We start from the raw sequence: 23,040 nt of genomic DNA on the forward strand, positions 1-23,040 counted from the left end.
CCTTCCCCCTGCCCGTTGCCACGGGCGGGGGTTTTGTGTATCTACGCGCACCTTTCGGCCCTTACGGGTCGTTCCGTCGCCGCGCGGGTCTTCGCGCGGCGGCTTCGTTTTGAGGCGAGGCCATGGCCGATATCATCCTGAACGTTGAACTGCGCGAGCGCATTGGAACCGGTGGCGCGCGCGCCGCCCGTCGTGAGGGTCTGGTCCCCGGCGTGCTGTACGGCGGCGACAAGGATCCCGTGGCGATCACCGTCAAGTCGAACGAGTTCCGCAAGGCGCTCTACACCGGCAAGCTGCTCGGCCACCTGGTGACCCTGAAGCACGGCTCGGAAACCCAGCCGGTGATCGCCAAGGTCGTCGACATGCACCCGGTGACCGACGAGCCGATGCACTTCGACCTGTTCCGCGTCGACGCGCACCAGACGATCAAGATCGCCGTGCCGGTGCACTTCAAGAATCACGAAGCTTCGCCGGGCCTGAAGAAGGGCGGCACGCTGAACGTGGTGCGTCACGACGTCGAACTGCAGTGCCATGCCGACGCCATCCCGGAAGAGCTGGTCTTCGACCTGACCGGTCTGGACATCGGCGACACCATCCGCATCTCGGCCTTCACCCTGCCCAAGGGCGTCGAAGCCGCCATGGACCGCGACTTCGTCGTGGCCACCGTGGCCGGTTCGTCGGCCTCGGCGTCGGAAGCCGCTGAAGAAGCCGCCGGCGAAGCCGAAGCCTAAGTCCCTGACGGCCGGTTGGGGGGCAGCGCATGCTCATCCTGGCCGGCCAGGGCAACCCGGGAGCCCGCTATGCGGGCAACCGGCACAACATCGGCTTCATGGCCGTTGACGAGATTGCGCGCCGCTGGCGCTTTGGTCCCGAACGCTCCCGTTTCTCCGCCCTCGTCCGCGAGGGTGAGATCGAAACTCCGGGCGGCCCGGTCCGCACCCTGATCCTCAAGCCTCAGACCTTCTACAACGAGAGCGGTCGCTCCGTGGCCGAGGCGCTGAAGTTCTACAAGCTCAAGCCCGCCGACCTCGTGCTGTTCTACGACGAGATCGACATGGCCCCCGGCCGCTTCCGCATGAAGCTGGGCGGCGGCGCGGCCGGCAACAACGGCGTGCGCTCGCTCACCGCCCACATCGGCCCCGACTTCCGCCGCGCCCGGCTCGGCGTCGGCCATCCGGGCCACAAGGACCGCGTCCAGGGCCACGTGCTTTCCGACTTCCACAAGGTCGACCAGGCCTGGGTCGAGGCGCTGCTCCGCGCCGTGGCCGACGCCGCGCCCCTGCTCGCCGAGGGCGAGGACGAGAAGTATCAGACCGAAGTCATGCGCCTGGCTCCCGCCGACAAGGGCGACGTGCCGCGCGGCCGCCAGGCCTAAGGCTTGGGCCAATCGGCCTAACGTGCTAGGTCGCCGGCTCGAATTTCAGGAACAGCTCTCCCCATGGCTCTCAAAGTCGCGATCGTCGGCCTGCCCAACGTCGGCAAGTCGACCCTCTTCAACGCGCTCACCCAGACGGCTGCGGCCCAGGCCGCCAACTATCCGTTCTGCACCATCGAGCCGAACACCGGCGACGTGGCCGTGCCCGAGCCGCGCCTGAACGCCCTGGCCGCGATCATCCCGTCCAAGGAGATCATTCCGGCGCGGATGAACTTCGTCGACATCGCCGGCCTGGTGCGCGGCGCGTCCAAGGGCGAAGGCCTGGGCAACCAGTTCCTGGCCAACATCCGCGACTGTGACGCCGTGGCCTTCGTGGCTCGCTGCTTCATCGACGACGACATCACCCACGTCGAAGGCAAGATCGACCCGCTCGCCGACCTCGAGACCATCGAGACCGAGCTGATGCTGGCCGACCTCGAGAGCCTGGAAAAGCGCGTCGCCAACCTCGAGAAGCGCGCCAAGACCGGCGACAAGGAAAGCGCCCAGACCCTGCGCCTGGTCAATGTCGCGCTCACCGAGCTCAACGCCGGCCGCCCGGCCCGCAAGGCCGTCGTGTCCGCCGAGGACGACAAGGCCTGGCGGATGCTGCAGCTGCTGACCTCCAAGCCCGCCCTCTACGTCTCCAACGTCGACGAGGCCTCGGCCGCCACCGGCAACGACCTGTCGAACCTGGTCGCCGAGCGTGCCAAGCGCGACGGCGCCGACCATGTCGTGATCTCCGCCCAGATCGAGAGCGAGATCGCCCTGCTGGACGAGGCCGAGCGCACCGAGTTCCTGGAAACCCTCGGCCTGACCGAGCCGGGCCTCAACAAGCTGATCCGCGAGGCCTATCACCTGCTCGGCCTGCAGACCTACTTCACGGTCGGCCCCAAGGAAGCCCGCGCCTGGACGATCCACAAGGGCGACACCGCCCCGCAGGCGGCCGGCGTGATCCACACCGACTTCGAGAAGGGCTTCATCCGCGCCGAGACCATCGCCTACGAGGACTACGTGAACCTCAAGGGCGAGGCCGGGGCTCGTGACGCCGGCAAGCTGCGCGCCGAAGGCAAGGAATACGTCGTCAAGGACGGCGACGTGATGAACTTCCGCTTCAACGTCTAAAGTCCGCTTGGATGCTCCCCCTCGGGGGAGCTGTCAGCGAAGCCGACTGAGGGGGACTTTGCCTCACTCTCTTCGAGAGCAGTCCCCCTCCCTCTTCCTCAAAAAGGGGAGGAACTTTTCACCCCATCGCCCTCCCCCCAGCTGAGGTTCTCTGCTTAGCTCGCGTCTAACAAGACGGGAGAAACGCATGGGCGAGACCATCACCCTCCGGGGCGCGGACGGCTTCGACTTTTCGGCCTACCACGAGCAGGCCTTCACCCCCCGCAAGGGCGGGGTCATCGTGCTGCAGGAAATCTTCGGCATCGACCGGCACATCCGCGCCGACGTCGAACGCTGGGCCAAGGCCGGCTACGAGGCGATCGCGCCCTCGCTCTACGACCGCCGCGAGCGCCACTTCACCGCCGCCCATGATCCGGAGGGCCTGGCCGCCGGCGTCGCCCATGCCCGCGCCACGCCGCTGGAGCAGGCGCTCAGCGACATCGGCGCCTGCCGCGACTTCCTGGCCGCGCGCGGCAAGGTGTTCGTCGTCGGCTACTGCTACGGCGGCTCGCTGACCTGGCTGAGCGCCGCCAAGGTCGAGGGGATCGCCGCCGCCGCGAGCTATTATGGCAGCCTTGTGCAGGCCAACGCCGCACTCCAGCCGCTTTGCCCGACCATCGTCCACCTTGGCCACACCGATCCTGGGATCCCGGCCGATGAGGTCGAGAAGGCCGTGCACGAACATCACCCCGATCTGCCCGTCTACATCTACGAAGGCGCCGGCCACGGGTTCAACAACGAGAGCCCCGAGCGCTACAACGAAGAGGCCGCCGACCTCGCCCGCGCCCGCACCCGCGAGCTGTTCGAGAACGCGTGAGCATGGGCGAGCAGATCACCCTCAAGAGCGCCTTCGACGGCTTCGAGCTCGGCGCCTATCACGCCAGGCCGACCGACGCCCGCCGCGGCGGTCTGCTGCTGATCCAGGAGATCTTCGGGGTCACCGAGCACATCCGCGAGCTGGCCGACGCCTTCGCCGCCGACGGCTACGAGACCATCGCCCCGTCGTTCTATGACCGCCTCGAGCGCGGCTTCCAGGCGGACTACGGCCAGGAAGCCGTCGCCAAGGGCGTCGAGTATTCCCAGGCCACGCCGTGGGACCAGGTCGCCGGCGACGCCCAGGCCGCCATCGACGCGCTCAAGGCCCCGGTCTTCGTCACCGGCTTCTGCTGGGGCGGCGCGGCCACCTGGCTGGCGGCCTGTCGCTGCACCGGCCTGTCGGCCGCGGCCAGCTTCTACGGCCGCCGGATCAGCGAGCTGAAGGACGAGACTCCCAAGGTCCCGATCATCCTGCACTTCGGCAAGACCGACGCTTCGATCCCGCCCGAGCGGGTCGAGGAAATCGGCGAGCGCCATCCCGACATCCCGATCCATCTCTATCCGGCCGGCCACGGGTTCGTTTCCGACCGCCGCGCCGACTACGACGCTGACAGCGCCCGGCTCGCCCGCCTGCGGACACTGGCCCTGTTCTCCAACAACGGCGGGGGGCGAAGTTCGGCGTGATCCTGGAAACCACGAGACTGCGGCTCCGGCCGCTGGCGGCGAGCGACCTCGACGCCCTCTGCGCGATCGCCGCCGACCCGCAGGTCATGGCCCATGTCGGCGACGGCGTGCCGCTGAGCCGGGCCGCCACCGCGCTCTGGATCAACAACGCCGCCGCCAGCCTGATGATCAGCGAGGTCGGCAGCCGGGCCGTCGTCCTGCGCGACAGCGACGCCTTGATCGGCTGGGTCGGCCTGATCCCGACGCCCCACCCCAATCGCCTGGAACTGATCTACGGTTTCGCCCGCGCCTACTGGGGACGGGGCTACGCCACCGAGGCCGCCCGCGCTCTGCTGGCCGCCTGCACACCTGACGCGGTCGACGCCACCATCGACCCGGCCAACCTCGCCTCCTGGCGGATCCTGGAAAAGCTGGGCTTCGTAGTCGTCGGCGAGGAAGAAGACGAGTTCGGCCTGCCGACCCTGCGGCTGCACCTCGACATCGACCATCCGGCCGCCGCGGGCTAGGGCTCGCGCTCTTCGATCTGCTTGCGCACCTCGGGCACCGTCTCCAGGGCCCGGACCAGCACCGCCTGCGCGACCAGGATGCCGATTCCGGCCGCATAGCCCGAGAACACCCCGGCGGGATACCGGCCGCCATGGCCCACCGCCCAGACCTGCCAGTAGATGAACAGCGCCGCGCCCGCGAGCAGCCCCACTCCGGTCAGCACCGAGACCGGCGTTTGGCCGAACCCCGCCTGGAAGCTCAGCCACACATAGCGCGCCAGCCCGCGCTTCAGGGGCGGCACCGCCAGCGGCGAGACCAGCGAGACGAACAGGAACATGGCCGGCCAGATCAACGTGCGCTGGGCGATCAGATCGGCGCCGCCCGGCAGCACGCGAAACGCGTTCACGACCGCGCCGGCATAGATCAGCACCGCTGCGCCGACCGCCACGTCCTGCATGCGCCGGAAGTCTCGCCAGGGCTTGATGAAGCTCATGGCTTCGACTTAGGCGATCGATGCGGCAGGGGTAAGGCCCAATCGCCCTCGCAACCGCGGAAGGCCCACGCTGCCCGTCGCCGAGCGCTACAATCGCCGCTATGCTGCCCGCGAAGGGGCCGCCAAGCGCCCCGGCGCTCTCTCGCCTCACGGATCCCATGAAGCCGGTCGCCCTGGCCCTCGCCGCCGCCGCTCTCCCGCTCGCCGCCCACGCCGGCGAGACCGCCTGCTGGTACGAACAAGGGGTGATCGTCGCGCCCGCCTCGATCGACGGCCTGGCTGGCGACTACATCCTCGACACCGGCTCAGCCGTCACCCAGCTGCACGAGACCAAGGCCCAGGGCGCCGGACTGGTCGAGCCCGACCAGCGCGGCCCGGTCCGCATCGCCGGCCTTACCCTGCCCGACCGCCCGTTCGTGATCGCCGACCTGGATGCGCGGACCTACGCCTTCCCGACCCCGATCGCCGGCGTGATCGGCGCCGACCTGCTGTCGGCCTACGTGGTCGAAGTCAGCTTCGCGCCCTGCAAGATCGCCATCTATCCGCGCGCCCAGGCCCCGCGCGTGCGCAGCAAGGTCAGCGTCCTGCCGCTGCGGGTCGCCGGCGGCGTCGCCACCGCCCATGCCGCAGTTTCCGATGGGCCCAGGGCCGTAGGCGGCGACTTCGTGATCGCCACCGGCTCGGACGCCGCTGTCCGCGTCTCCGAGCGACTCGCCTCGGTCCCCGGCGCGGCCAAGCCGCAGGACATGCTGCCCTACGGCGAGACCCGCGCGCAGCTGCGCGCCGCGTCCTTCGCCGGGACCTTGTTCGAGAATCTGCCTGGCGCTCTGGCCGACACCCAGGCTGACGGCGTCATCGGCGCGCCCTTGCTGGCCCGCTGGCGGCTGCGCTTCGACTTCCCGGCCGGCAAGCTGCTGCTCGCGCCCGCCGGCTAGGCCGCTACAGCCGCTCCATCGCCAGCCACTCCGGCCGACCGGCCCAGGACCGGACGAAGGCCTGCCGCGCGGCCTGCGCGTCCGCCTTGCGGCCCTGCGCCTCCTCGCTGCGGGCCAGCCCATAGAGCGCCCAGCCGTTGCGCGGCGTCTGCGCCAGGGCCGTGCGGAACGCCTCGCTGGCCTCTGCTGGCTTGCCCGCCAGGAACAGCGCTGCGCCCAGCGACTGGTGGACCGGATAATACCAGTACGGCGGCTCGGTGTAGGGAATGCGGCTCTCGATGGCGATGGCCTTGCGGTAGTGCCCCGCCGCCTCGTCGTAGCGGCGCTCGGCGGTCGACAGGCGCCCGTGCGCCACCTCCTGCGCCATGCCCACCAGGTCGACCGCCGGCACCAGCTGGGCGGTCAGGTCGGCGAAGGCGTCGGCCTTGACCAGGGCGTCCATCGCCGCGAGTTCGCGGTCGAACGCGGCCTTGTCGCGCTGCTGGGCGTAGGCGACGGCTCGGGCGTAGTGGCGCATCGCGCTCGCATAGGGCAGCCGGGCGTCGGGCGCGGGCATGGCCAGGATCGCCTCCGGCGCCGCGAACTGGGCCATCGCCAGATAGGGCGCGGCCTCGATGATCTGCACCCAGCCGATCTTCGCCGAAGTCTCAACGCCCATCAGCGCCCGCAGCCGCTCGGCCTCGCCGATCGCCGTGTCCATGTCGCCGGCCAGCTGCGCCGAGGTGACGATGAAGTGGACGTTGTGCGGATAGTAGCCGTAGCGCACCAGGCTGTGGTCCCCGGCGCTGCGGATGTAGGCCTCGTCGGCCCGCGCCGCCGCCACGTTCACCCGCATCGAGTCCGCATAGCGGCCGCGCGCCTGGTAGATGTGCGAGGGCATGTGCACCAGGTGCCCGGCGCTGGGCGCGGTGGGGGTTCCCAGCCGGTCGGCGGCGGCTTCGGCCCGCTGGGCGTCCGCGGCCTCCAGCAGGTGGATGTAGAGGTGCCCGGCCTGCACGTGGCCCGGATTGCGCGCCATCACCGTCTCGACCAGCGCCACCGCCTCGCCGCTGCGCCCGACCGGCGTCTTCTTGTCCGGCTCCCAGTAGTTCCAGGGCGAAGTGTCCATCACCGCCTCGGCGGCCAGCACGGCGACGTCGTCGTCGGCCGCGAAGCGGCCGGCGACCGCCAGCATGGCGTCGGCATAGGCTCCGTCCAGCGCCGCGCGGTCGGCCTTCGGGTCGCGCGAGTAGCGCTTGGCCACCGCCTCGATCAGCGCCCGCTCCATCGGCGAGGCCCGCTCGCGCAGGGCCATGGCCTTGTCCATCGCAGCCAGCGCCGCCTCGCGGTCGCGCTCGTCCATCGGCGCGTTGATGTTCGGTCCCAGCGCCACCGCCTCGCCCCACCAGCACATGGCGCAAGTCGGATCCAGCCGCTGCGCCTCGCGGAACGAGCGCACCGCCCCGGCGTGGTTGAAGCCGTAGGTCAGCAGCAGGCCCTGGCTGAAGTAGCGCTTGGCCTGCGGATCGGTCGTGGTGACCGGGAACGGGGACTTGGTCAGGTCGTCATAGAGCGGGATCGGCCCGGCCTGGCTGGCCGGCGCGGCGACCGCCTGGGCCAGCAGCAGATTGCGCGCCAAAGCCCCGCCGGTCTTCGGACTCCCGCAGATCGACGACGCCATCAAGGTCGGATCGAGCGCGGCCAGGACCTGCGGCGAGATCGGCGCCTCGAAGGACAGACTCGTAAGCGACAGCCCCAACCCGGCGAGCGCCGCAGTCTTGAACCCGGTACCCATCGCCGACCTCCGCCAGCCGTTTGGCGTATCGTTGGTTTTCGACCACGGCAAAGTCAAGCAAGCCGCGCGCAACGAAAAAGGCCCCGGATCGCTCCGGGGCCTTCTCGTATCTCGCTGGAGGCGGCTCGCCCTAGTGGGCGACGTTCTTCCAGATCTTGCGGTAGCTGGCGTACAGCAGGCCCGCGAAGATGAAGAGGTAGATCATCGCCGCCATGCCGAAGGCCTTGCGCTCTTCCATCTTGGGCTCGGAAGCCCAGGCGATGAAGGCCGCAACGTCCTTGGACTGTTGCTCCAGCGTCGACTTGGTGCCGTCGTCGAACGTCACCTGACCGGCCGCCAGCGGCGGGGCCATGGCGATGAAGCCGCCGGGCGGAACCTTGTCGTGCGGACCCGACCACGCGGCCGACACGTCGCCGTTCATGTACGGGTTGTAGTGCTGGCCGGTGCCGACCTTCAGACCCGCGGGCGGGTTCTTGTAGCCGGTGAGCAGCGAGTAGATGTACTGCGGCCCGTGGTGACGAGCCTTGGCCATCACCGACAGGTCCGGCGGATAGGCGCCGCCGTTCGAGGCCCGCGCCGCCGCTTCGTTCGGGAAGGGCGACGGGAACTTGTCGGCCGACGTGCCCGGACGATCGATCACATCACCCGTTTCCGAGTCGATGTCCTTGATCTGATAGTCCTTGGCGATCGCCTTCACATAGGGGTTGTCGTTCGGGTTCTTGTACTTCGCATCGTAGAACGGCCCGCCCTTCTGGCCGAGGTTCCGGAAGTACATCAGGTTCATCGAGTGGCAGGCCGAGCAGACCTCCCGATAGACCTTGTAACCCCGTTGCAGCTCAGCCTGGTCGAACTTGCCGAACGGACCTTCGAAGCTGAACTCAACGTGCTTGGGCGGCAGGGCGCCGCCGGCGGCCTGAGCCGCCGGAGCCGCGAGAATGGCCAAGCCAAGCGCCGCGAGCGCGATACCTTTACGCAGCATCTGAGGCTTAACCCCTCTTTTCAGGCGAAGCCGCGGCGCCGGCCGGCGCGTTGGCGGGATGCGAAAGCACAGGTTCACTGATCGATTCCGGCAGCGGAAGCGGGGTCTCGGTGAGGCCCAGGATCGGCAGGATGACCATGAAGTAGGCGAAGTAGTAGAGGGTCGCGACCCGCGACAGCCACACCATCGAGTTCAGGTCGGCGTCGAACAGCTTGAAGGTCGACAGACCCGGGATCACGTGGTTGTCCGGCAACTGACCACCGCAGTAGCCGAGCACCAGGCAGGCCAGCAGGAAGATGAAGAAGTACAGCTTCGCCGTCGGCCGGTAGCGCATCGAGCGCACCTTGGAGGTGTCGAGCCAGGGCAGGACGAACAGCACCGCGATGGCGCCGAACATCAGGATCACGCCGCCCAGCTTGTCGGGAACCGCGCGCAGGATCGCGTAGAACGGCAGGAAGTACCATTCCGGAACGATGTGCGCCGGGGTCACCAGCGGGTTGCCGGGGATGTAGTTGTCGGCGTGGCCCAGGGCGTTCGGGTTGTAGAACACGAAGGTCGCGAACAGGATCAGGAACACCACGATCGCGAAGCCGTCCTTCACCGTGTAGTACGGATGGAAGGGAACGGTGTCTTCCTTCGACTTCACGTTCACGCCGGTCGGATTGTTGTTGCCCGGGACGTGCAGCGCCCAGATGTGCAGGCCAACGACGCCCGCGATCATGAACGGCAGCAAGAAGTGCAGCGAGAAGAAGCGGTTCAGGGTCGGGTTGTCGACCGCGAAGCCGCCCCACAGCCAGGTGGTGATCGCTTCACCCACGACCGGCAGCGCGCCGAACAGGTTGGTGATCACGACGGCGCCGTGGAAGGACATCTGACCCCAGGGCAGCACGTAGCCCATGAAGGCGGTGGCCATCATCAGCAGGTAGATCACGCAGCCCAGGATCCACAGCACTTCGCGCGGAGCCTTGTACGAGCCGTAGTACAGCCCGCGGAACATGTGGATGTAGACCGCGATGAAGAACATCGAGGCGCCGTTGGCGTGCATGTAGCGGATCAGCCAACCGTAGTTGACGTCACGCATGATGCGTTCGACCGAGGCGAAGGCGTGGTCGACGTGCGGCACGTAGTGCATGGCCAGCACGATGCCGGTGACCAGCTGGATGCCGAGGCAGACCGCCAGGATGCCGCCGAAGGTCCACCAGTAGTTCAGGTTCTTCGGGGTCGGGAAGTCGATCATCGAGTCGTACGCCAGGCGCACGACAGGCAGACGGGTGTCGAGCCAACGCTCGATGCCGGTCTTCGGTTCGTAATTGGAATGTCCGCTCATCTGGGTCAGCCCACCTTGACCTTGGTGTCGGAAAGGAAGGTGTAGTCGGGCACCGCCAGGTTCTTCGGCGCCGGACCCTTACGGATGCGGCCCGAGACGTCGTAGTGCGAACCGTGACACGGGCAGAACCAGCCGCCGTAGTCGCCGCCGCCGAACGTCGGCACGCAGCCGAGGTGCGTGCAGGTGCCGACCAGCACGAGCCATTGGGCCTTGCCCGGCTTGTGACGATCTTCGTCCTTCTGCGGATCGGGCATGCTCGCGCTGTCATCCCCAATGGCCTTGGCGATCTCCGCGCCAGTCCGATTGCGGATGAACAGCGGCTTGCCGCGCCACTTGATGGTGACCTGCTGGCCTTCCTCGACCTTGGTCAGGTCGAATTCGACCGACGCCAGCGCCAGCGTATCGCCGGACGGGTTCATCTGGTCGATGAACGGCCAGGCGAGGCCCGCGACAGCGCCGCCGGCCGCAGCCGCCGCTGCAATATGAATAAAATCACGCCGGTTCGGGTCGTCGCCCGCGGCATGCGTATCGGGATTTGCGCCCGCGACGGTGTCGGCCACCTTAAAGCTACCCTTCGTTTGCGGCCGCGTGCCCGCGGCCCGTCAGACCACTACGGATAATTCCGGAGTGATCCCGCCTTCGACCCCTGCCAGCGGTTCTGGTAAGGGCCACCGGAACTGAACGCTGGCGCCGGGCAAACCCGCGGAAGACAGTCGGATTGCATCTCGCACCCCGCCCTTCCGTGATTCGCCCCTGGCCCCGGCTAATCCCGTGGCTGGACCGCTTAGAATGCTGCTCGCGCTTTTTCAACCGGACATTCCGCAAAACCTTGGCGCGGCTCTTCGCCTCGGCGCCTGTATGGGGGTGCCCGTACACGTCATCGAGCCTTGTGGTTTCCCGCTTTCCGACAAGGCCATCCGCCGTGCGGCGATGGATTACGGCGAACCGGCCGATGTCGTTCGTCATGCCGGATGGAGCGATTTTCAGGCCGCCAAGGGGGCCGCTCGCATAGTGTTGTTCTCTACTAAGGCCGCGCAGCCATTGCATGATTTCGTGTTTCGGCCCGACGACATCCTGTTGTTCGGCCGCGAGAGCCTCGGCGTTCCGGACGATGTTCACGACTCCGCCGACGCCCGAGTCTTCATTCCGCTGACGCCTGGTCGGCGCTCGCTCAACGTCACCGTCTCGGCCGCCATCGGCCTTTCCGAGGCGTTGCGGCAGACCGATCAATTTCCTAAGCCCGTGCAAATTTCCTAACTGCGGTACGCGATGACCAACATTTCTCCCGAGATCGAAGCCCGGCGCGACCGCGCCAAGGAATGGTTCGAAAGTCTGCAGACCCGGATCTTCGCCGAGCTCGAGCGCCTGGAAGAGGAGGCGCCCGTCGACCTCTATCCCGGCGAGCCCGGCCAGTTCGAAGCACGCCCCTGGACGCGCGAGACCGGGACCGGCGGCGGGATCGGCGGCCACCTGAAGGGCCGGCTGTTCGAAAAGGCCGGGGTGCACACCTCCGCGGCTCTGGCCCGCTTCTCGCCCGAGATGGCCGCCCAGATGCCGGGCGCCGACCAGGACCCGACCTACGTCTCGGCCAGCATCAGCCTAATCGTGCACCCGCGCTCGCCGCGCGTGCCGACCGTGCACATGAACACCCGCTTCCTGTCGACGGCGGAAAGCTGGTTCGGCGGCGGGGCCGACCTGACGCCGATGCTCGATGCGCAGCGCAGCCAGGAGGCCGACGACGCGGTGCTGTTCCACGCCGCCATGCAGGCCGCCTGCGACCCCTACGATCCGGAGTGGCACGGCAAGTACAAGGCCTGGTGCGACGAGTACTTCTACCTGCCGCACCGCAAGGAGCACCGCGGCATCGGCGGCATCTTCTACGACCGCCACAACAGCGGCGACTTCGAAAAGGACTTCGCCTTCACCCGCGCGGTCGGCGAGGCCTTCCTCGACGTCTATCCGAAGATCGTCCGCCACCGCATGGACGAACCGTGGACCGAGGCCGACCGCCAGGAACAGCTGATCCGCCGCGGCCGCTACGTCGAGTTCAACCTGCTCTACGACCGCGGCACCATGTTCGGCCTCAAGGCCGGCGGCAACATCGACACCATCCTGTCCTCGATGCCGCCGATGGTCAGCTGGATCTAGCCGGCGACGGAGCTGCCGCGCGCCCCAACTTCCCCTCTCCCCTTCCAAGGGGAGAGGTTGGGCAAGCAGCCCCTACGCCGTCTCGATGAACCGCTGCAGCCAGGCGCCGACCCGCAGGCGGTCGTCGGGCTGCTCGTAGCTCATCACCGCCCGGTCGGCGTCGTCCTGGCTCAGCCGCGTCCCGCGCCGCGTCTCGATCAGCGCCTTGGCGTAGTCGGGCTCGAACTCGGGATGCAGCTGCAGCGAGATCGCCCGGTCATCGCCATAGTCCAGCATGCCCACCGGGCAGAAGTCGTTGCCGCCGATCACCTTGGCGCCGGGCGGCGCCTCGACGACCTGGTCCTGGTGCGAGCCGGGAACGGCGATCGGCTCGGGGCTGTCCATCCAACCGCGCGCCGCGCCCATCCGGTAGCGCTGCAGCCCCAGCCCCCAGCCGTTCGGCGACTTGACCACCTTGCCGCCGAAGGCCTGGGCCATGATCTGGTGGCCGAAGCAGATCCCGACCAGCGGCGCCTGGCCCTTGGCGGCGCGCAGGAAGTCCTCCAGCGGCGCGATCCAGGGTTCGGGGTCGTACGCGCCCGCCGACGATCCGGTGACCAGCCAGGCCCCGCATTCGGCCACGCCCGCCGGCGTCTCGCCCGCCGCCACGTCGTAGACGGCGTAGTCATAGGCGCCTTCGCCGAACAGCCGCCGGAACATCGACGAATAGCTTCCATAGCGCCCGCGGATCTCCTCGGGCGGCGCGCCGGTCTCCAGGATGCCGAGTTTCATCGGGGGCAATCTCCACTTCTCAGTTCCTCCCCCGCTGGGGGAGGTGGATCGATGCGCAGCATCGAGACGGAGGGGGCCTGCTGGAGGCGCCGCAATCCCCCTCACCGGGCCATGCGGCCCGGAGCTCCCCCAGAGGGGGAGCAATGGAGGTCTAGTACGCCATGCCCTGGGCCACGGCCTTCAGCTTCTCGATGGCCGAGAACTTGTCGTCGATGAAGTCGTGGTCGATCCACCAGTCCTCGACCTCGCGCAGCACCTGGCCGACCATCGGGCCCTTCGGCACGCCGGACTTGAGCACGTCCTCACCGGTCAGCGGGAACGGCGGCGGGGTCCAGCTCTCGGCCAGGGCCAGCAGCCCGCGCCACTGGTGCGTGGCGGCCGAGCGCTCGGAATGGGCCCAGGCCAGCTTGATGCGGTCGCTGAACGCCTGCACGCCGATCTTGTAGACCGCCCGCCGGCTTTCGCGCGGGCTCATCCACGAGGTGATGCGCGGGGTCTTGCCCATCGCCGCTATCAACCGGTCGCGCTGCTCGTTGGAGAGCCGCAGGGCCTCCGCCGCCTTGCCGATCCCGACCTCGTTGTCCGGCAGCAAGGTCGCCAGCCGCAGCAGCGCATCGCAGGTGAACAGTTGCTCGGTCTCGACCTCGACCAGCTGGTCGAAGGCGCCCAGGTCCGTGGCGCTCGGCAGCAACTGCGCCAGCACGCCGGTCTTGGCCATCAGCGCCGTCGCCGGCCGCGGGTCGTAGGCGGCGACCAGCTTCAGCAGTTCCTTGGCCACCCGCTCGGCGGCCAGGTTGCCCATCAGCTCGCGGCCGGCCTCGCAGGCGGCCAGCGCCGCAGCGTCCGGCTCGCCCTTGCCGTACCAGGCCAGGAACCGGAAGTAGCGCAGGATGCGCAGGGAATCCTCGGCAATGCGGGTCGCCGCTTCGCCGACGAACACCAGCCGCCCGGCCTGGGCGTCGGCCACGCCGGTCCCCGTCGGGTCGGTCAGGTTTCCCAGCCGGTCGGCATAGACCGCGTTCATCGTGAAGTCGCGGCGCTGGGCGTCCTCGGCCCAGTCCTCCGTGAACGCCACCACCGCGCGGCGTCCGTCGGTCTCGACGTCGCGGCGCAGGGTCGTCACCTCGAAGGGTTCGCCGCCAACGATGGCGGTGACGGTGCCGTGGTCGACCCCGGTCGGGGCGACCTTGATCCCGGCCGCCTCCAGGGCCTTGGTCGCCTGGTCGGGCGTCAGGGTGCAGGCGATGTCGACATCGCCCACCGGCTGGCCCAGCAGCGTGTTGCGCACCGCCCCGCCGACGAACCGGGCGCATCCGGGGCCGCCGACCGCCTCCAGCGCCTCCATCACCGGCGCTGCGGGCTTCATCCAGGGCTTTTCGCCGATGCTCTGCGTCACTTTGCGGGCGCCTTCTTCTCGAAATGTCCCGGCGCCACGTGTCCGCCGGCCTCCACTTCCGCAGGAACATAGGTCTCCCCGCGGTTGTCGCCATGGAAAAGACCAGTCGCCAGCAGCGAAACCGCCAGCAGCGCGCCGGCGATCGCCACCAGCCAGGTCCAGGGGGTCGAGCCCATCGGCCGTCCCGTGCGCAGCGCCACCTCGCGCCAGACGAACCAGATGACGAAGGGCGCCGCCATCAGCAGCAGCCGCGGGGCCAGTTCCCTAAGCAACCGCCGCCCCGTAGAGCCGGTCGTAGAGCGCCCGCAGCATCCCCGCCGTCGCGCCCCAGATGAAGCGGTCCTCGTGGGTCATGGCGTAGAACCGGCGCAGCTGGCCGTCGGGGCCCTGGCGCTCGTGCCGCTCGTGATTGGCGGGATCCATCAGGAACCCGAACGGCGTCTCGAAGATGTCGGCGACCTCGGCCGGATTGGCGCTCAGCGAGAAGCCGGGCTGGATGAACCCCACCACCGGCGTCACCAGGAACCCGGTGCCGGTGCGATAGGGCGAGGAGAGCCCCGCCAGCGTCACGTAGTCCGGCGCCAGCCCAACCTCCTCGTGCGCCTCGCGCAGCGCCGTCACCGGGCTGGTCTCGCCAGGATCGCAGCGCCCGCCCGGCAGCGCGATCTGGCCGGTATGGCTGCGCAGGGTGTCGGCCCGCCGGGTCAGCAGCACCGAATAGCCGTGGGGCCGCTCGATCAGCCCGACCAGCACCGCCGCCGGCTTCAGGCTCACGGGCTCGTTGGGAAACGCGTTCGGCCCCAGGTCGAAATCCGACGCGGCCGTGCTCGCCGGCTCGCCGTCCAGCGGGTCGAGATGACCGGCGATCCACTCGCGCATCTCGTCCGGCGGTGCGTTCGGGCTCACAGCTGGTGGGCTCCGGCCGGGCCGACCGGGAACCAGGCGCCGTTCGATTCGACGCCCAGGCGCGGCCCGTCGGGCGTGTCGCGCTCCTGCGCCAGCTCGACCAGCTCGTAGAACACCGGCCGGGCGATCAGCGCCTCCAGCCCGCGCCGCACGTGCAGATAAGGCCGCGGCTCGCCGGTCGCGGGGTCCATGTCCACCCGAATCTCGTTCTCGGGCCCGGCGACCACCTCGTCGCCGACATTGGTCAGGAACGTCAGCGCCCCGTCCTGGGCGTCGACCCGCGTGGCGATGAACGGCGCGTCCTCGACCGTGATCTTCATCTTCTCCACCGGGGTCACCAGGTGGAAGCCGTCCGGGTCCTTGCGCAGCACCGTCGAGAACAGCCGCACCAGCGCCTCGCGGCCGATCGGCGTGCCCTCGTGGAACCAGGTCCCGTCCTTGCGGATCACGATGTCGATCTCGCCGCAGTGGGCGGGGTTCCACAGGTGGACCGGCGGCAATCCGCGGCCGGGCGCCTGCTTGGCCGCCGCGATCACGCCGTCGAGGCCGGGCTTGGATGTCGTCTCTCCCATGCAGCAAAGGTAAGGACCCGCGTGCGTCGCCTCAACGGGGTTCTTCCACAAGCCGCTGGAACCAGCTCCCTCGACATCGCCGTTTCAATCGCCGCAAGGTGGCGGCCGCCGCCGAAGGACACGCCGCATGACGCAGCCCCAATCCGCCTCCGCCGAGATCGACACCCGCATCGCCGCGCTCGGCGACTGGCGCGGCGAGACCCTCGCCCGCGTCCGCGCCCTGATCCACCAGGCGGTTCCCGAGGTGGTCGAAGAGGTGAAGTGGCGCGGCACGCCGGTCTGGTCGCACGACGGCATCATCTGCACCGGCGAGACCTACAAGGCCTACGTCAAGCTGACCTTCGCCAAGGGCGCGGCCCTCGACGATCCCACGGGACTGTTCAATTCCAGCCTCGAGGGCAATACCCGCCGGGCCATCGACATCCCGCAGGGCGCGGCGCTCGACGAGACGGCCTTCAAGGCCCTGATCGCCGCCGCCGCCGCGCTCAACAGCGCCGCGAAGAAGAAACCCCGCAAAGCCTGACAGCGCCGGCGCCGATGTCCTTCGCCGATCTCGACATCGCGCTGCGCGGCGCGGTCACCGTGCTCGCCGTCCTGGTCGCGGCGCTGATGCTGCGCGACCATCGCGGCCAGGCGAGCGCCCGGCTGGCGGCGGTCTTCGCGCTCGGCGTGGCCGCCCATGCCTGGTGCGCCGCGCCGGGTCTCGCCGCCACCACCGGCTGGCTGCACGCCGCCCTGCTGGGGCTCAGCGCCGGCAACGCCGTCGTCGGCTGGCTCGTCGCCGCCTCGCTGTTCAGCGTCTCGTTCCGCCTGCGGCCCTGGCATGGCGCGGCCTGGGCCGCCGTCGCCGCGCTCGGCTTCGCCGCCGCCGCCCCCGGCCTTGCCGAGGCGGCGACAGGCGCCCTGCGGCTGGCGGTCAGCGCGGCGGTGCTGCTGATCTCCGCCGGCGCGCTCACCGAGGTGTTCGCCACCTGGCGCGACGACCTCGTCGACGCCCGGCTGCGCCTGCGCCTGATCGTCGTCGTCAGTCTGGCGGGCGCCACCATGCTCAACGCCGGACTGTTCGCCGTGCACGGACCATCGCCCCGCGCCGACCTCGCCAGCCTCGCGGCGATCGCCGCCGTCCTGGCCGGACTGGCCGCGGTGTCCTGGGGCCTGCTGAACCTTCAGGCCCGCGAGCTTTTCGACCGGCGGCCCCGCACGGTTCGCAGCGATGCGGCTCCGCCCGCCGCCGCCGCGCGTCTCGAGAGACTGATGACCCAGGACCGCGCCTATCGCGAGGAGCTCACCATCGGTCGCCTCGCCGCGCGGGTCGGCATGCCCGAGCACCAGCTGCGCCGCCTGATCAACGACGCGCTCGGGCATCGCAACTTCTCGGCCTTCGTGAACGGCTACCGAATCGCCGAGGCGCAGCAGGCGCTGGCCGACCCCACCCAGGCCGAGGTCTCGATCCTGACCATCGCGCTCGACACCGGCTTTTCTTCGATCGGCCCGTTCAACCGCGCCTTCAAGGCGCAGACCGGCGTCACGCCCAGCGCCTATCGCCGGGCGGCCCTGCCGAGTTCGCTCTAGCCGCTGGCCGATTTCGAAATCGGCCAGACCGGCCCCGCGCCGCCGCGCAGACCTCGCCGAACCATTTGTTCGACGAGGCTCCCATGTTCCTGAAGTTCATCCGCCGCGCCCTGATCTGCGCCGTCCTGGCGCTGGCGCCGGTCTCGGCCATGGCCACACCCCCGGCGCTGGATCCGGCGGGCGCGCCGCCACTGTCGCGTTTCCAGGCCGGCGACGGGACCGCCCTCGCCTATCGCGCCTATCCGGGCGGGCCCCGGGTCGCCGTCCTCCTGCATGGATCGGCCGGCCAGTCCCTGACTATGAACCCGCTCGCCAGGTCGCTGAACGCCGCCGGCTTCAGCGTCTACGCCCTGGACGTCCGCGGCCACGGCGCCTCCGGGCCCCGGGGCGACATCGCCTATCTCGGCCAACTGGACGACGACCTGGCCGACTTCGCCGCCGAGGTGCGGCGCGCGCGTCCCGGCGCCGACCTCACCCTGGTCGGCTTCTCGGCCGGCGGGGCCTTCGCGCTGCGCACCGCCGGCGGGCCAGATCAGGACCTGTTCGACCGCTACGTGCTGCTGGCGCCGGCCCTCCCGTTCCCCTCGAAGATCGCGCGCCGCGGCGGCGGCTGGGCGCACATCGACGTGGCCAGGATCGTCCTGATCATGGGCCTGAACCGTCTGGGCCTGCACGGCTGGGACGGCGCCGAGGTGGCGCGCTTCGAGGTCCCGCCGCAGGTCGCCAGCCTGATGACCCCGGCCTACTCCTATCGCCTGGCCATGAACTACGGCGTGGGCGACCATCGCGCGGCGCTGCGCGGCGCCAGGCGGCCGGTGCTCGTGCTGGTGGGGTCGCAGGATCAGCAGTTCTACGCCGAGCGCTACGGACCCGAGTTTCGCGCCGCCAATCCGAAGGTCCGCGTGCAGCTGGTCCCGGGCCTCGACCATGTCGGCCTGGTCACCGCGCCGACCGGCCTGACGGCGATCACCGCCGCCGCGCTCAGGCCGTGACCGGTCCGTCCAGCAGCTCGACGCCGCACGCCAGCACCCGGCGCTGGTTCACCGGTCCGGGCATCCGCACGCCTTTGCAGGGCGCGGCCGAGAAGCCGAAGCGGCTGAAATAGGGCTCGTCGCCGACCAACAGCACCGGATAGCCGGCTCCTTGCGCGGCGGCGCAGGCGCGCTGCACCATCTCGCCGCCGACGCCGAACTTGCGGCCTTCGGCCCGCACCGCCAGCGGGCCGAGGAAGATCGCCGGGGTTCCGCCGACGTGCACCTTCCACATCCGCACGACGCCGACCAGTCGCGCGCCGTCCCAGGCGCAGAACGACATCTCGGGGCGGAATTCGGCGAACTCGCGCACGCGCTCGGACGACTTCACGAAGCGGCCCGGACCGAAGGCATGGTCCAGCAGCGCCTCGATGGCGTCGGCGTCGGCGGGCTGTTCTTGGGTGTAGGAAAGGGCCTGGTCGGCGGGATCGATCATGAACGTCTTTGCGGTGCGGGAGGCGACGGGGTCCGCCGCCATACGCGCAAAGGCGACGGCGAGCGGGGCTCTAGCTGGCGCGGCGGGCGCGCCCGGTTCGTCGCTGGCGTCGCATGGACGTGTTCCAGATCGTTCACGGGAAGCGCGGCGCATAAGGCCATGACAGCCCCGCGTCAATCGCGCGTTGCGGCGCAGGTCGTCGCGGTCCAAGTTGCGCGGCCTTTGCAGTCCCCGAGTGCCGAGCTCGCATGTCCGACCCGACCGAAGCCGCCGACCAGCCGACCACCGCCCGCGAGCTCCTCGCCCACCGTGACTACATGCTGTTCTGGTCGACGCGCGTAGCCTCGACCCTCGGCGTGCAGATCCAGAGCGTGGCGCTCGGCTGGCAGGTCTACGCCGTCGCCCGCCAGACCCACAGCGTCGCCGAGTCGGCCTTCTATGTCGGCATGATCGGGCTGGTGACCTTCATCCCGGTGCTGCTGCTGGCGCTGTGGGCGGGCGAGGCCGCCGACCGCTACGACCGCAAGCGCATCCTCCAGTTCTGCTACGCCGGCGAGATCGCCTCGGTGCTGCTGCTGCTGTCGGCCAGCCTGTTCGGCTTCGCCACCATCCCGCTGCTGCTCGGCGTGGCCGTGCTGTTCGGGACCAGCCGCGCCTTCATGGGCCCGGCCGGCACCGCCATGGGCCCGATGCTGGTGCCGCGCAGCCTGCTGCCGCGCGCCATCGCCTGGAACTCGCTGGCCTGGCAGGGCGGCTCGATCATCGGCCCGGCGCTCGGCGGGGCGCTGGTCTCGATCTCGCCGGCCGTCGCCTACGGCACGACCAGCGGCCTCTACCTGATCGCCGTGCTGACCGTCTCGCTGATCGCCATGAACACCAAGCCGGTGACCCAGGCCGGCTCGCGATGGACCCTGATCAAGGAGGGCCTTGGCTACGTCTGGCATAACAAGATCGTCTTCGGGGCGATCTCGCTGGACCTGTTCGCGGTGCTGCTCGGCGGCGCCACCGCCCTGCTGCCCGTCTACGCCCGTGACATCCTGCACGTCGGCGCCGAGGGCTTCGGCATGCTGCGCGCCGGTCCCGCCATCGGCGCCACCCTGGTGGCGATCTGGCTGGCCGCCAATCCGATCCGCAGCAACGCCGGCCCGATCATGTTCGTCGGCGTCGCCATCTTCGCGCTCGCCACCATCGTCTTCGGCCTCTCGCAGACCTTCTGGCTGTCGGTCGTGGCCCTGGCCGTGCTCGGCGGGGCCGACATGCTCAGCGTCTATGTCCGCCAGACCCTGGTTCAGATCGTCACGCCCGATCAGATGCGCGGCCGCGTGGCCGCCGTCTCCTCGCTGTTCATCGGCGCCTCGAACGAGCTGGGCGAGTTCCGCACCGGTGTTGCGGCCCGCTTCATGGGCGCGGTGGCGGCCGCCGTCTCGGGGGGCGTCGCCGCGTTGATCGTCACCGGCCTCTGGGCCAAACTGTTTCCCGCCTTGCGCAAGGCCGACAGGCTCGAATAACAACGACGCTATTCTTTTAGGGAGATTGATCGATGGGTGCACTTTCAGGGAAAGTTGTTCTGGTCACCGGCGGCGGCAACGGCATTGGCCGTGATTGCGCGCTGATCGCGGCGGCCGAAGGCGCGAAGGTCGTGGTCAACGACCTCGGCGGCGGTTTGAAGGGCGAAGACGAAGGCTCGGCGGGTCCGGCCGAACAGGTCGCGCAGGAAATCCGCGCCGCGGGCGGCGAAGCGGTTTCCAACTCCGACAGCGTCACCGACCTGGACGCCGTCTACGGCATGGTCGAGCAGGCCAAGAAGGAATTCGGCGGCCTGCACGCGGTCATCAATCCGGCCGGCATCCTGCGTGACGTCATGTTCCACAAGATGACCGAAGCCGAATGGGACTCGGTCATCGCGGTCCACATGCGCGGCTCGTTCAACGTCGCCCGCGCCACCATCGAGCTGTTCCGCGAACAGAACGACGGCGCCTACATGTTCTTCACCTCGACCTCGGGCCTGCTGGGCAACATCGGCCAGGCCAACTACGGCGCGGCCAAGATGGGCATCGCCGGCCTGTCGCGGATCATCGCCATGGAAGGCGCGCGCAACAACGTGCGTTCGAACTGCCTGGCCCCGGTCGCCTGGACCCGCATGACCCAGTCGGTGCCGGTGAAGGACGAAGCCGCCGCCGCCCGTCGCGCGGTGATGGCCGAGAAGATCCGCGCCGACCAACCGGCTCGCTTCTCCGTCGCCATGATCACCCCGGCCGCCGCCAGCGTCTCGGGTCAGGTGTTCGGCGCCTCGGGCGAGAACATCATCCTCTACAGCCAGCCGCGTCCGATCGAGACCGTGACCAAGGAAGAAGGCTGGACGGTCGAAACCATCCTCTCGGAAGCCGTTCCGAAGATGGAGCCGAAGTTCACCCCGCTCTCGCGCCCGCCGCTGGCGAGCCAAGGCGCGGCCCCGGCCAAGGCCGGCTGATCTTCGCGATAGCCTAGGACTACAGAGCGGCGGCTCCCCACGGGGGCCGCCGCTTTTCTTTAGGTTGCACCCCGGCTCGCTACGCGCGAAGCTCGGCTATGGGCAGTCTTTCCTGGATCGGCCTCAAGGGCCTTGAACGCGCGCAAGCGCTGGAACTCCTCGGCATGACCGAGGAACCGCCGTCACGTCGCCGGCCTACCGCCTGGATCGGCGAACTGCCAAGCGGCTGGACGATCCTCCAGTCTCAGGATTCGCGCTTTGCGTCGGAGGAACGGTTGTCGTCGCTCTCGACGACCTGCGCCGTGATCGGCTGCCAGTTCTCCGAGACCGTCATGTGCGCGACGACCACGTTCTACCGGGACGGCCAGGTCGCCTGGCGTGTCGACTACGATTGCGAGAAGGGCGCGCCTGAGGTCACCGGCGTCCCGCCGTCCGAGTACCAGGCCATCCACGACCGCCTGACGGCCGAGCAGGCCGTCGAGGACGCCAGCGACGACGATCTCAAGGCCGATCTCATCTTCGATGTCCCCATCGACCTCGCCAAGGCGGTGACCGGCTATCGCCACGACGAGGATGTCGACGCCGAGTTCGTCGCCGTGGAGGCGCCGCAGGCCGCCCGAAGCGGTGGATGGCTGAGCCGGCTGTTCGGCGCCAAGGGCTGACCGCCGACTGGTTGCACGCGCGCAATCGCTTGCGCCGCAAGGGTTTCTGGCCCGAAACTTGCTTTATGCCAGGCGTCCTTCCGCCAGGAGCGCCCCATGTCCGTGAGCAGCGTCGGCCCCGCCAGCTGGTACGCCCAGCCCCAGTTCGCCTCCCCTGCTGGCAAAGCCAAGGAGAGCGAGGAGTCCGCCGGCAAGCTGCGCATCGAGGAGCCGGCCCGGCCCGACCGGACGCTGACCCCGGAAGAGGAAGAGAAGCTCAAGAAGACCCTGGCGGGCATGGCCGCCGGCGACTTCCAGAAGATCCTTGAGGAAGACGCCCAGCGCGCCGCCGACCAGCGCGCGCAGGAAGGCCGCGATCCGGCCGGCGCCGTGGTCGACCTGCGCGTCTGAGCCCCTAGAGCCGGTGGGTGCGCACCCACTCCTCGCGCGTCAGCTCCCAGTAGATCGAGCGCCGCGTGGTCCCGTCGGGCCGCACGCTGTCGATCTCGCCCATTCGCCGAAAGCCCGCCGCGTCGATCGAGGCGGCCGAGCGCACATTGTCCAGCGCCGCGGTCAGCGCGATCAGCCGCACCCCCAGATGCTCGAACATGAAGGCGATTGAGCGCGCCACCCCCGCCTTGCCGCCGTGCGAGTTCTGCAGGTCCGCCCGCCGCGCGCCGGCGATCTCGGCCGCCGAGCGGTCCGGCCAGACCGTGAACCGCGAATAGCCGGCGACCTCGCCGGCCTCGTCCAGCGAGACGCTGAGGAGGCATTCGCCCTTCTGGCGTAGCGCCTCGCTCTCCTCGACCCAGCGGCCGACGTTCGTCTCGTTGATCGGCCGCGGCAGGTCGTAGATCGGGTCGGACACCTTCGGATCGGCCAGCAGCGCCGTCAGCCCGGCCACGTGCTCTGCTCCCGCGATGATCATCGCCGGTCCGCCGACGCCGCGCACCGCCGCGCGGATCGCCGCCTCTTCTTCCGCGCTGACCTGCAGCACCGTCTTAGGCGGAGCGCTCATCGCCGTTTCC

28 protein-coding genes are annotated in these 23,040 nt (G+C 69.4%); 16 read left to right on the plus strand and 12 right to left on the minus strand.

Annotation, left to right across the window (positions count from 1 at the left end):
- Positions 1-122 precede the first annotated feature (122 nt).
- From ACSQ2H_RS17610 to ACSQ2H_RS17635, 6 genes are all read left to right on the plus strand, one after another.
- Positions 123-731, plus strand: coding sequence for a 50S ribosomal protein L25/general stress protein Ctc (locus ACSQ2H_RS17610; protein WP_436062681.1), 609 nt, complete (start codon positions 123-125; stop codon positions 729-731).
- A gap of 29 nt (positions 732-760) precedes the next feature.
- Complete coding sequence (gene pth / locus ACSQ2H_RS17615; protein ID WP_436062682.1) at positions 761-1,375, plus strand: aminoacyl-tRNA hydrolase; 615 nt, start codon at positions 761-763, stop codon at positions 1,373-1,375.
- A 63-nt stretch (positions 1,376-1,438) separates the two neighbouring features.
- Positions 1,439-2,536, plus strand: a complete 1,098-nt coding sequence (gene ychF, locus ACSQ2H_RS17620; protein ID WP_436062683.1) for a redox-regulated ATPase YchF — start codon at positions 1,439-1,441, stop codon at positions 2,534-2,536.
- A gap of 187 nt (positions 2,537-2,723) precedes the next feature.
- Positions 2,724-3,392 (plus strand): dienelactone hydrolase family protein, encoded by a 669-nt coding sequence (locus tag ACSQ2H_RS17625; RefSeq protein ID WP_436062684.1) that lies wholly within the window; start codon positions 2,724-2,726, stop codon positions 3,390-3,392.
- A 2-nt stretch (positions 3,393-3,394) separates the two neighbouring features.
- A complete protein-coding gene (locus tag ACSQ2H_RS17630) occupies positions 3,395-4,075 on the plus strand; it encodes a dienelactone hydrolase family protein (protein ID WP_436062685.1) in 681 nt (226 codons plus the stop codon).
- Positions 4,072-4,581, plus strand: coding sequence for a GNAT family N-acetyltransferase (locus ACSQ2H_RS17635; RefSeq protein WP_436062686.1), 510 nt, complete (start codon positions 4,072-4,074; stop codon positions 4,579-4,581). Before ACSQ2H_RS17630 ends, ACSQ2H_RS17635 begins: the two co-directional genes overlap by 4 nt.
- Here ACSQ2H_RS17635 and ACSQ2H_RS17640 read toward each other — a convergent pair.
- Positions 4,578-5,054, minus strand: a complete 477-nt coding sequence (locus ACSQ2H_RS17640) for a hypothetical protein (RefSeq protein WP_436062687.1) — start codon at positions 5,052-5,054, stop codon at positions 4,578-4,580. The genes ACSQ2H_RS17635 and ACSQ2H_RS17640 overlap by 4 nt on opposite strands.
- Positions 5,055-5,212: 158 nt before the next feature.
- Between ACSQ2H_RS17640 and ACSQ2H_RS17645 the strand changes: the two genes are divergently transcribed.
- A complete protein-coding gene (locus ACSQ2H_RS17645; protein ID WP_436062688.1) occupies positions 5,213-5,989 on the plus strand; it encodes a hypothetical protein in 777 nt (258 codons plus the stop codon).
- A gap of 4 nt (positions 5,990-5,993) precedes the next feature.
- Here ACSQ2H_RS17645 and ACSQ2H_RS17650 read toward each other — a convergent pair whose 3' ends face one another.
- The 4 genes from ACSQ2H_RS17650 to petA form a co-directional block, all read right to left on the minus strand.
- Positions 5,994-7,763, minus strand: a complete 1,770-nt coding sequence (locus ACSQ2H_RS17650; RefSeq protein ID WP_436062689.1) for a tetratricopeptide repeat protein — start codon at positions 7,761-7,763, stop codon at positions 5,994-5,996.
- Positions 7,764-7,893: 130 nt separating this feature from the next.
- Entirely contained in the window at positions 7,894-8,742 is an 849-nt protein-coding gene (locus ACSQ2H_RS17655) for a cytochrome c1 (protein ID WP_436062690.1), read from the minus strand.
- A 7-nt stretch (positions 8,743-8,749) separates the two neighbouring features.
- Positions 8,750-10,069: a cytochrome b gene (locus ACSQ2H_RS17660; protein WP_436062691.1), complete on the minus strand. Its 1,320-nt coding sequence runs from the start codon at positions 10,067-10,069 to the stop codon at positions 8,750-8,752.
- A 5-nt stretch (positions 10,070-10,074) separates the two neighbouring features.
- The gene (petA, locus tag ACSQ2H_RS17665; protein ID WP_436062692.1) at positions 10,075-10,629 is read right to left on the minus strand and encodes a ubiquinol-cytochrome c reductase iron-sulfur subunit; all 555 of its coding nucleotides are present in this window, start codon (positions 10,627-10,629) and stop codon (positions 10,075-10,077) included.
- 229 nt (positions 10,630-10,858) lie between these two features.
- Between petA and ACSQ2H_RS17670 the strand changes: the two genes are divergently transcribed.
- Positions 10,859-11,326 carry a tRNA (cytidine(34)-2'-O)-methyltransferase gene (locus ACSQ2H_RS17670; RefSeq protein ID WP_436062693.1) on the plus strand — a complete coding sequence of 156 codons (468 nt, stop codon included), beginning with the start codon at positions 10,859-10,861 and terminating at the stop codon, positions 11,324-11,326.
- Positions 11,327-11,338: 12 nt separating this feature from the next.
- Positions 11,339-12,217 carry an oxygen-dependent coproporphyrinogen oxidase gene (hemF, locus tag ACSQ2H_RS17675; RefSeq protein WP_436062694.1) on the plus strand — a complete coding sequence of 293 codons (879 nt, stop codon included), beginning with the start codon at positions 11,339-11,341 and terminating at the stop codon, positions 12,215-12,217.
- Positions 12,218-12,289: 72 nt separating this feature from the next.
- Here hemF and ACSQ2H_RS17680 read toward each other — a convergent pair whose 3' ends face one another.
- The 5 genes from ACSQ2H_RS17680 to ACSQ2H_RS17700 all read right to left on the minus strand — a co-directional run bounded on the left by ACSQ2H_RS17680 (position 12,290) and on the right by ACSQ2H_RS17700 (position 15,862).
- Entirely contained in the window at positions 12,290-12,988 is a 699-nt protein-coding gene (locus tag ACSQ2H_RS17680; RefSeq protein ID WP_436062695.1) for a glutamine amidotransferase-related protein, read from the minus strand.
- Positions 12,989-13,139: 151 nt separating this feature from the next.
- On the minus strand, positions 13,140-14,384 hold the full coding sequence (locus tag ACSQ2H_RS17685; protein WP_436062696.1) for a CCA tRNA nucleotidyltransferase: 1,245 nt from the start codon (positions 14,382-14,384) through the stop codon (positions 13,140-13,142).
- Positions 14,381-14,656, minus strand: a complete 276-nt coding sequence (locus ACSQ2H_RS17690) for a hypothetical protein (RefSeq protein WP_436062697.1) — start codon at positions 14,654-14,656, stop codon at positions 14,381-14,383. The genes ACSQ2H_RS17685 and ACSQ2H_RS17690 overlap by 4 nt, the downstream gene beginning before the upstream one ends.
- Positions 14,649-15,263, minus strand: coding sequence for a CoA pyrophosphatase (locus ACSQ2H_RS17695; RefSeq protein ID WP_436063584.1), 615 nt, complete (start codon positions 15,261-15,263; stop codon positions 14,649-14,651). Before ACSQ2H_RS17695 ends, ACSQ2H_RS17690 begins: the two co-directional genes overlap by 8 nt.
- A gap of 23 nt (positions 15,264-15,286) precedes the next feature.
- Positions 15,287-15,862: a DUF1285 domain-containing protein gene (locus ACSQ2H_RS17700; protein WP_436062698.1), complete on the minus strand. Its 576-nt coding sequence runs from the start codon at positions 15,860-15,862 to the stop codon at positions 15,287-15,289.
- 127 nt (positions 15,863-15,989) lie between these two features.
- Between ACSQ2H_RS17700 and ACSQ2H_RS17705 the strand changes: the two genes are divergently transcribed.
- The 3 genes from ACSQ2H_RS17705 (at position 15,990) to ACSQ2H_RS17715 (ending at position 18,426) form a co-directional block, all read left to right on the plus strand.
- A complete protein-coding gene (locus ACSQ2H_RS17705; protein ID WP_436062699.1) occupies positions 15,990-16,385 on the plus strand; it encodes a DUF1801 domain-containing protein in 396 nt (131 codons plus the stop codon).
- A gap of 14 nt (positions 16,386-16,399) precedes the next feature.
- On the plus strand, positions 16,400-17,434 hold the full coding sequence (locus tag ACSQ2H_RS17710; RefSeq protein ID WP_436062700.1) for a helix-turn-helix domain-containing protein: 1,035 nt from the start codon (positions 16,400-16,402) through the stop codon (positions 17,432-17,434).
- Positions 17,435-17,517: 83 nt separating this feature from the next.
- Positions 17,518-18,426: an alpha/beta hydrolase gene (locus tag ACSQ2H_RS17715; RefSeq protein WP_436062701.1), complete on the plus strand. Its 909-nt coding sequence runs from the start codon at positions 17,518-17,520 to the stop codon at positions 18,424-18,426.
- Here the strand turns inward: ACSQ2H_RS17715 and ACSQ2H_RS17720 are convergent.
- Entirely contained in the window at positions 18,416-18,901 is a 486-nt protein-coding gene (locus ACSQ2H_RS17720) for a GNAT family N-acetyltransferase (protein WP_436062702.1), read from the minus strand. The two genes, ACSQ2H_RS17715 and ACSQ2H_RS17720, sit on opposite strands and share 11 nt — an antisense overlap.
- Positions 18,902-19,149: 248 nt before the next feature.
- Here ACSQ2H_RS17720 and ACSQ2H_RS17725 point away from each other — a divergent pair, with 248 nt between their 5' ends.
- From ACSQ2H_RS17725 to ACSQ2H_RS17740, 4 genes are all read left to right on the plus strand, one after another.
- Positions 19,150-20,409 carry an MFS transporter gene (locus ACSQ2H_RS17725; protein WP_436062703.1) on the plus strand — a complete coding sequence of 420 codons (1,260 nt, stop codon included), beginning with the start codon at positions 19,150-19,152 and terminating at the stop codon, positions 20,407-20,409.
- 32 nt (positions 20,410-20,441) lie between these two features.
- Complete coding sequence (locus ACSQ2H_RS17730; RefSeq protein WP_436062704.1) at positions 20,442-21,371, plus strand: SDR family NAD(P)-dependent oxidoreductase; 930 nt, start codon at positions 20,442-20,444, stop codon at positions 21,369-21,371.
- A 98-nt stretch (positions 21,372-21,469) separates the two neighbouring features.
- Positions 21,470-22,033 (plus strand): hypothetical protein, encoded by a 564-nt coding sequence (locus tag ACSQ2H_RS17735; RefSeq protein WP_436062705.1) that lies wholly within the window; start codon positions 21,470-21,472, stop codon positions 22,031-22,033.
- Between the two features lie 96 nt (positions 22,034-22,129).
- A complete protein-coding gene (locus tag ACSQ2H_RS17740) occupies positions 22,130-22,423 on the plus strand; it encodes a hypothetical protein (RefSeq protein ID WP_436062706.1) in 294 nt (97 codons plus the stop codon).
- A 4-nt stretch (positions 22,424-22,427) separates the two neighbouring features.
- Here ACSQ2H_RS17740 and ACSQ2H_RS17745 read toward each other — a convergent pair whose 3' ends face one another.
- On the minus strand, positions 22,428-23,030 hold the full coding sequence (locus tag ACSQ2H_RS17745) for a GNAT family N-acetyltransferase (protein WP_436062707.1): 603 nt from the start codon (positions 23,028-23,030) through the stop codon (positions 22,428-22,430).
- Between the last annotated feature and the right edge of the window lie 10 nt (positions 23,031-23,040).

This window comes from Phenylobacterium sp. LjRoot97 (assembly GCF_964254345.1).
GTDB lineage: Bacteria > Pseudomonadota > Alphaproteobacteria > Caulobacterales > Caulobacteraceae > Phenylobacterium.

Excerpts from the sequence above, each read along its gene's own strand:
- ACSQ2H_RS17610 (WP_436062681.1), top strand. The coding sequence starts at position 123 with ATGGCCGATATCATCCTGAACGTTGAACTGCGCGAGCGCATTGGAACC.
- pth (WP_436062682.1), top strand. The coding sequence starts at position 761 with ATGCTCATCCTGGCCGGCCAGGGCAACCCGGGAGCCCGCTATGCGGGC.
- ychF (WP_436062683.1), top strand. The coding sequence starts at position 1,439 with ATGGCTCTCAAAGTCGCGATCGTCGGCCTGCCCAACGTCGGCAAGTCG.
- ACSQ2H_RS17625 (WP_436062684.1), top strand. The coding sequence starts at position 2,724 with ATGGGCGAGACCATCACCCTCCGGGGCGCGGACGGCTTCGACTTTTCG.
- ACSQ2H_RS17630 (WP_436062685.1), top strand. The coding sequence starts at position 3,395 with ATGGGCGAGCAGATCACCCTCAAGAGCGCCTTCGACGGCTTCGAGCTC.
- ACSQ2H_RS17640 (WP_436062687.1), bottom strand. The coding sequence starts at position 5,054 with ATGAGCTTCATCAAGCCCTGGCGAGACTTCCGGCGCATGCAGGACGTG.
- ACSQ2H_RS17645 (WP_436062688.1), top strand. The coding sequence starts at position 5,213 with ATGAAGCCGGTCGCCCTGGCCCTCGCCGCCGCCGCTCTCCCGCTCGCC.
- ACSQ2H_RS17650 (WP_436062689.1), bottom strand. The coding sequence starts at position 7,763 with ATGGGTACCGGGTTCAAGACTGCGGCGCTCGCCGGGTTGGGGCTGTCG.
- ACSQ2H_RS17655 (WP_436062690.1), bottom strand. The coding sequence starts at position 8,742 with ATGCTGCGTAAAGGTATCGCGCTCGCGGCGCTTGGCTTGGCCATTCTC.
- ACSQ2H_RS17660 (WP_436062691.1), bottom strand. The coding sequence starts at position 10,069 with ATGAGCGGACATTCCAATTACGAACCGAAGACCGGCATCGAGCGTTGG.
- ACSQ2H_RS17670 (WP_436062693.1), top strand. The coding sequence starts at position 10,859 with ATGCTGCTCGCGCTTTTTCAACCGGACATTCCGCAAAACCTTGGCGCG.
- hemF (WP_436062694.1), top strand. The coding sequence starts at position 11,339 with ATGACCAACATTTCTCCCGAGATCGAAGCCCGGCGCGACCGCGCCAAG.
- ACSQ2H_RS17680 (WP_436062695.1), bottom strand. The coding sequence starts at position 12,988 with ATGAAACTCGGCATCCTGGAGACCGGCGCGCCGCCCGAGGAGATCCGC.
- ACSQ2H_RS17695 (WP_436063584.1), bottom strand. The coding sequence starts at position 15,263 with ATGCGCGAGTGGATCGCCGGTCATCTCGACCCGCTGGACGGCGAGCCG.
- ACSQ2H_RS17700 (WP_436062698.1), bottom strand. The coding sequence starts at position 15,862 with ATGGGAGAGACGACATCCAAGCCCGGCCTCGACGGCGTGATCGCGGCG.
- ACSQ2H_RS17705 (WP_436062699.1), top strand. The coding sequence starts at position 15,990 with ATGACGCAGCCCCAATCCGCCTCCGCCGAGATCGACACCCGCATCGCC.
- ACSQ2H_RS17710 (WP_436062700.1), top strand. The coding sequence starts at position 16,400 with ATGTCCTTCGCCGATCTCGACATCGCGCTGCGCGGCGCGGTCACCGTG.
- ACSQ2H_RS17715 (WP_436062701.1), top strand. The coding sequence starts at position 17,518 with ATGTTCCTGAAGTTCATCCGCCGCGCCCTGATCTGCGCCGTCCTGGCG.
- ACSQ2H_RS17720 (WP_436062702.1), bottom strand. The coding sequence starts at position 18,901 with ATGATCGATCCCGCCGACCAGGCCCTTTCCTACACCCAAGAACAGCCC.
- ACSQ2H_RS17725 (WP_436062703.1), top strand. The coding sequence starts at position 19,150 with ATGTCCGACCCGACCGAAGCCGCCGACCAGCCGACCACCGCCCGCGAG.
- ACSQ2H_RS17730 (WP_436062704.1), top strand. The coding sequence starts at position 20,442 with ATGGGTGCACTTTCAGGGAAAGTTGTTCTGGTCACCGGCGGCGGCAAC.
- ACSQ2H_RS17735 (WP_436062705.1), top strand. The coding sequence starts at position 21,470 with ATGGGCAGTCTTTCCTGGATCGGCCTCAAGGGCCTTGAACGCGCGCAA.
- ACSQ2H_RS17740 (WP_436062706.1), top strand. The coding sequence starts at position 22,130 with ATGTCCGTGAGCAGCGTCGGCCCCGCCAGCTGGTACGCCCAGCCCCAG.
- ACSQ2H_RS17745 (WP_436062707.1), bottom strand. The coding sequence starts at position 23,030 with ATGAGCGCTCCGCCTAAGACGGTGCTGCAGGTCAGCGCGGAAGAAGAG.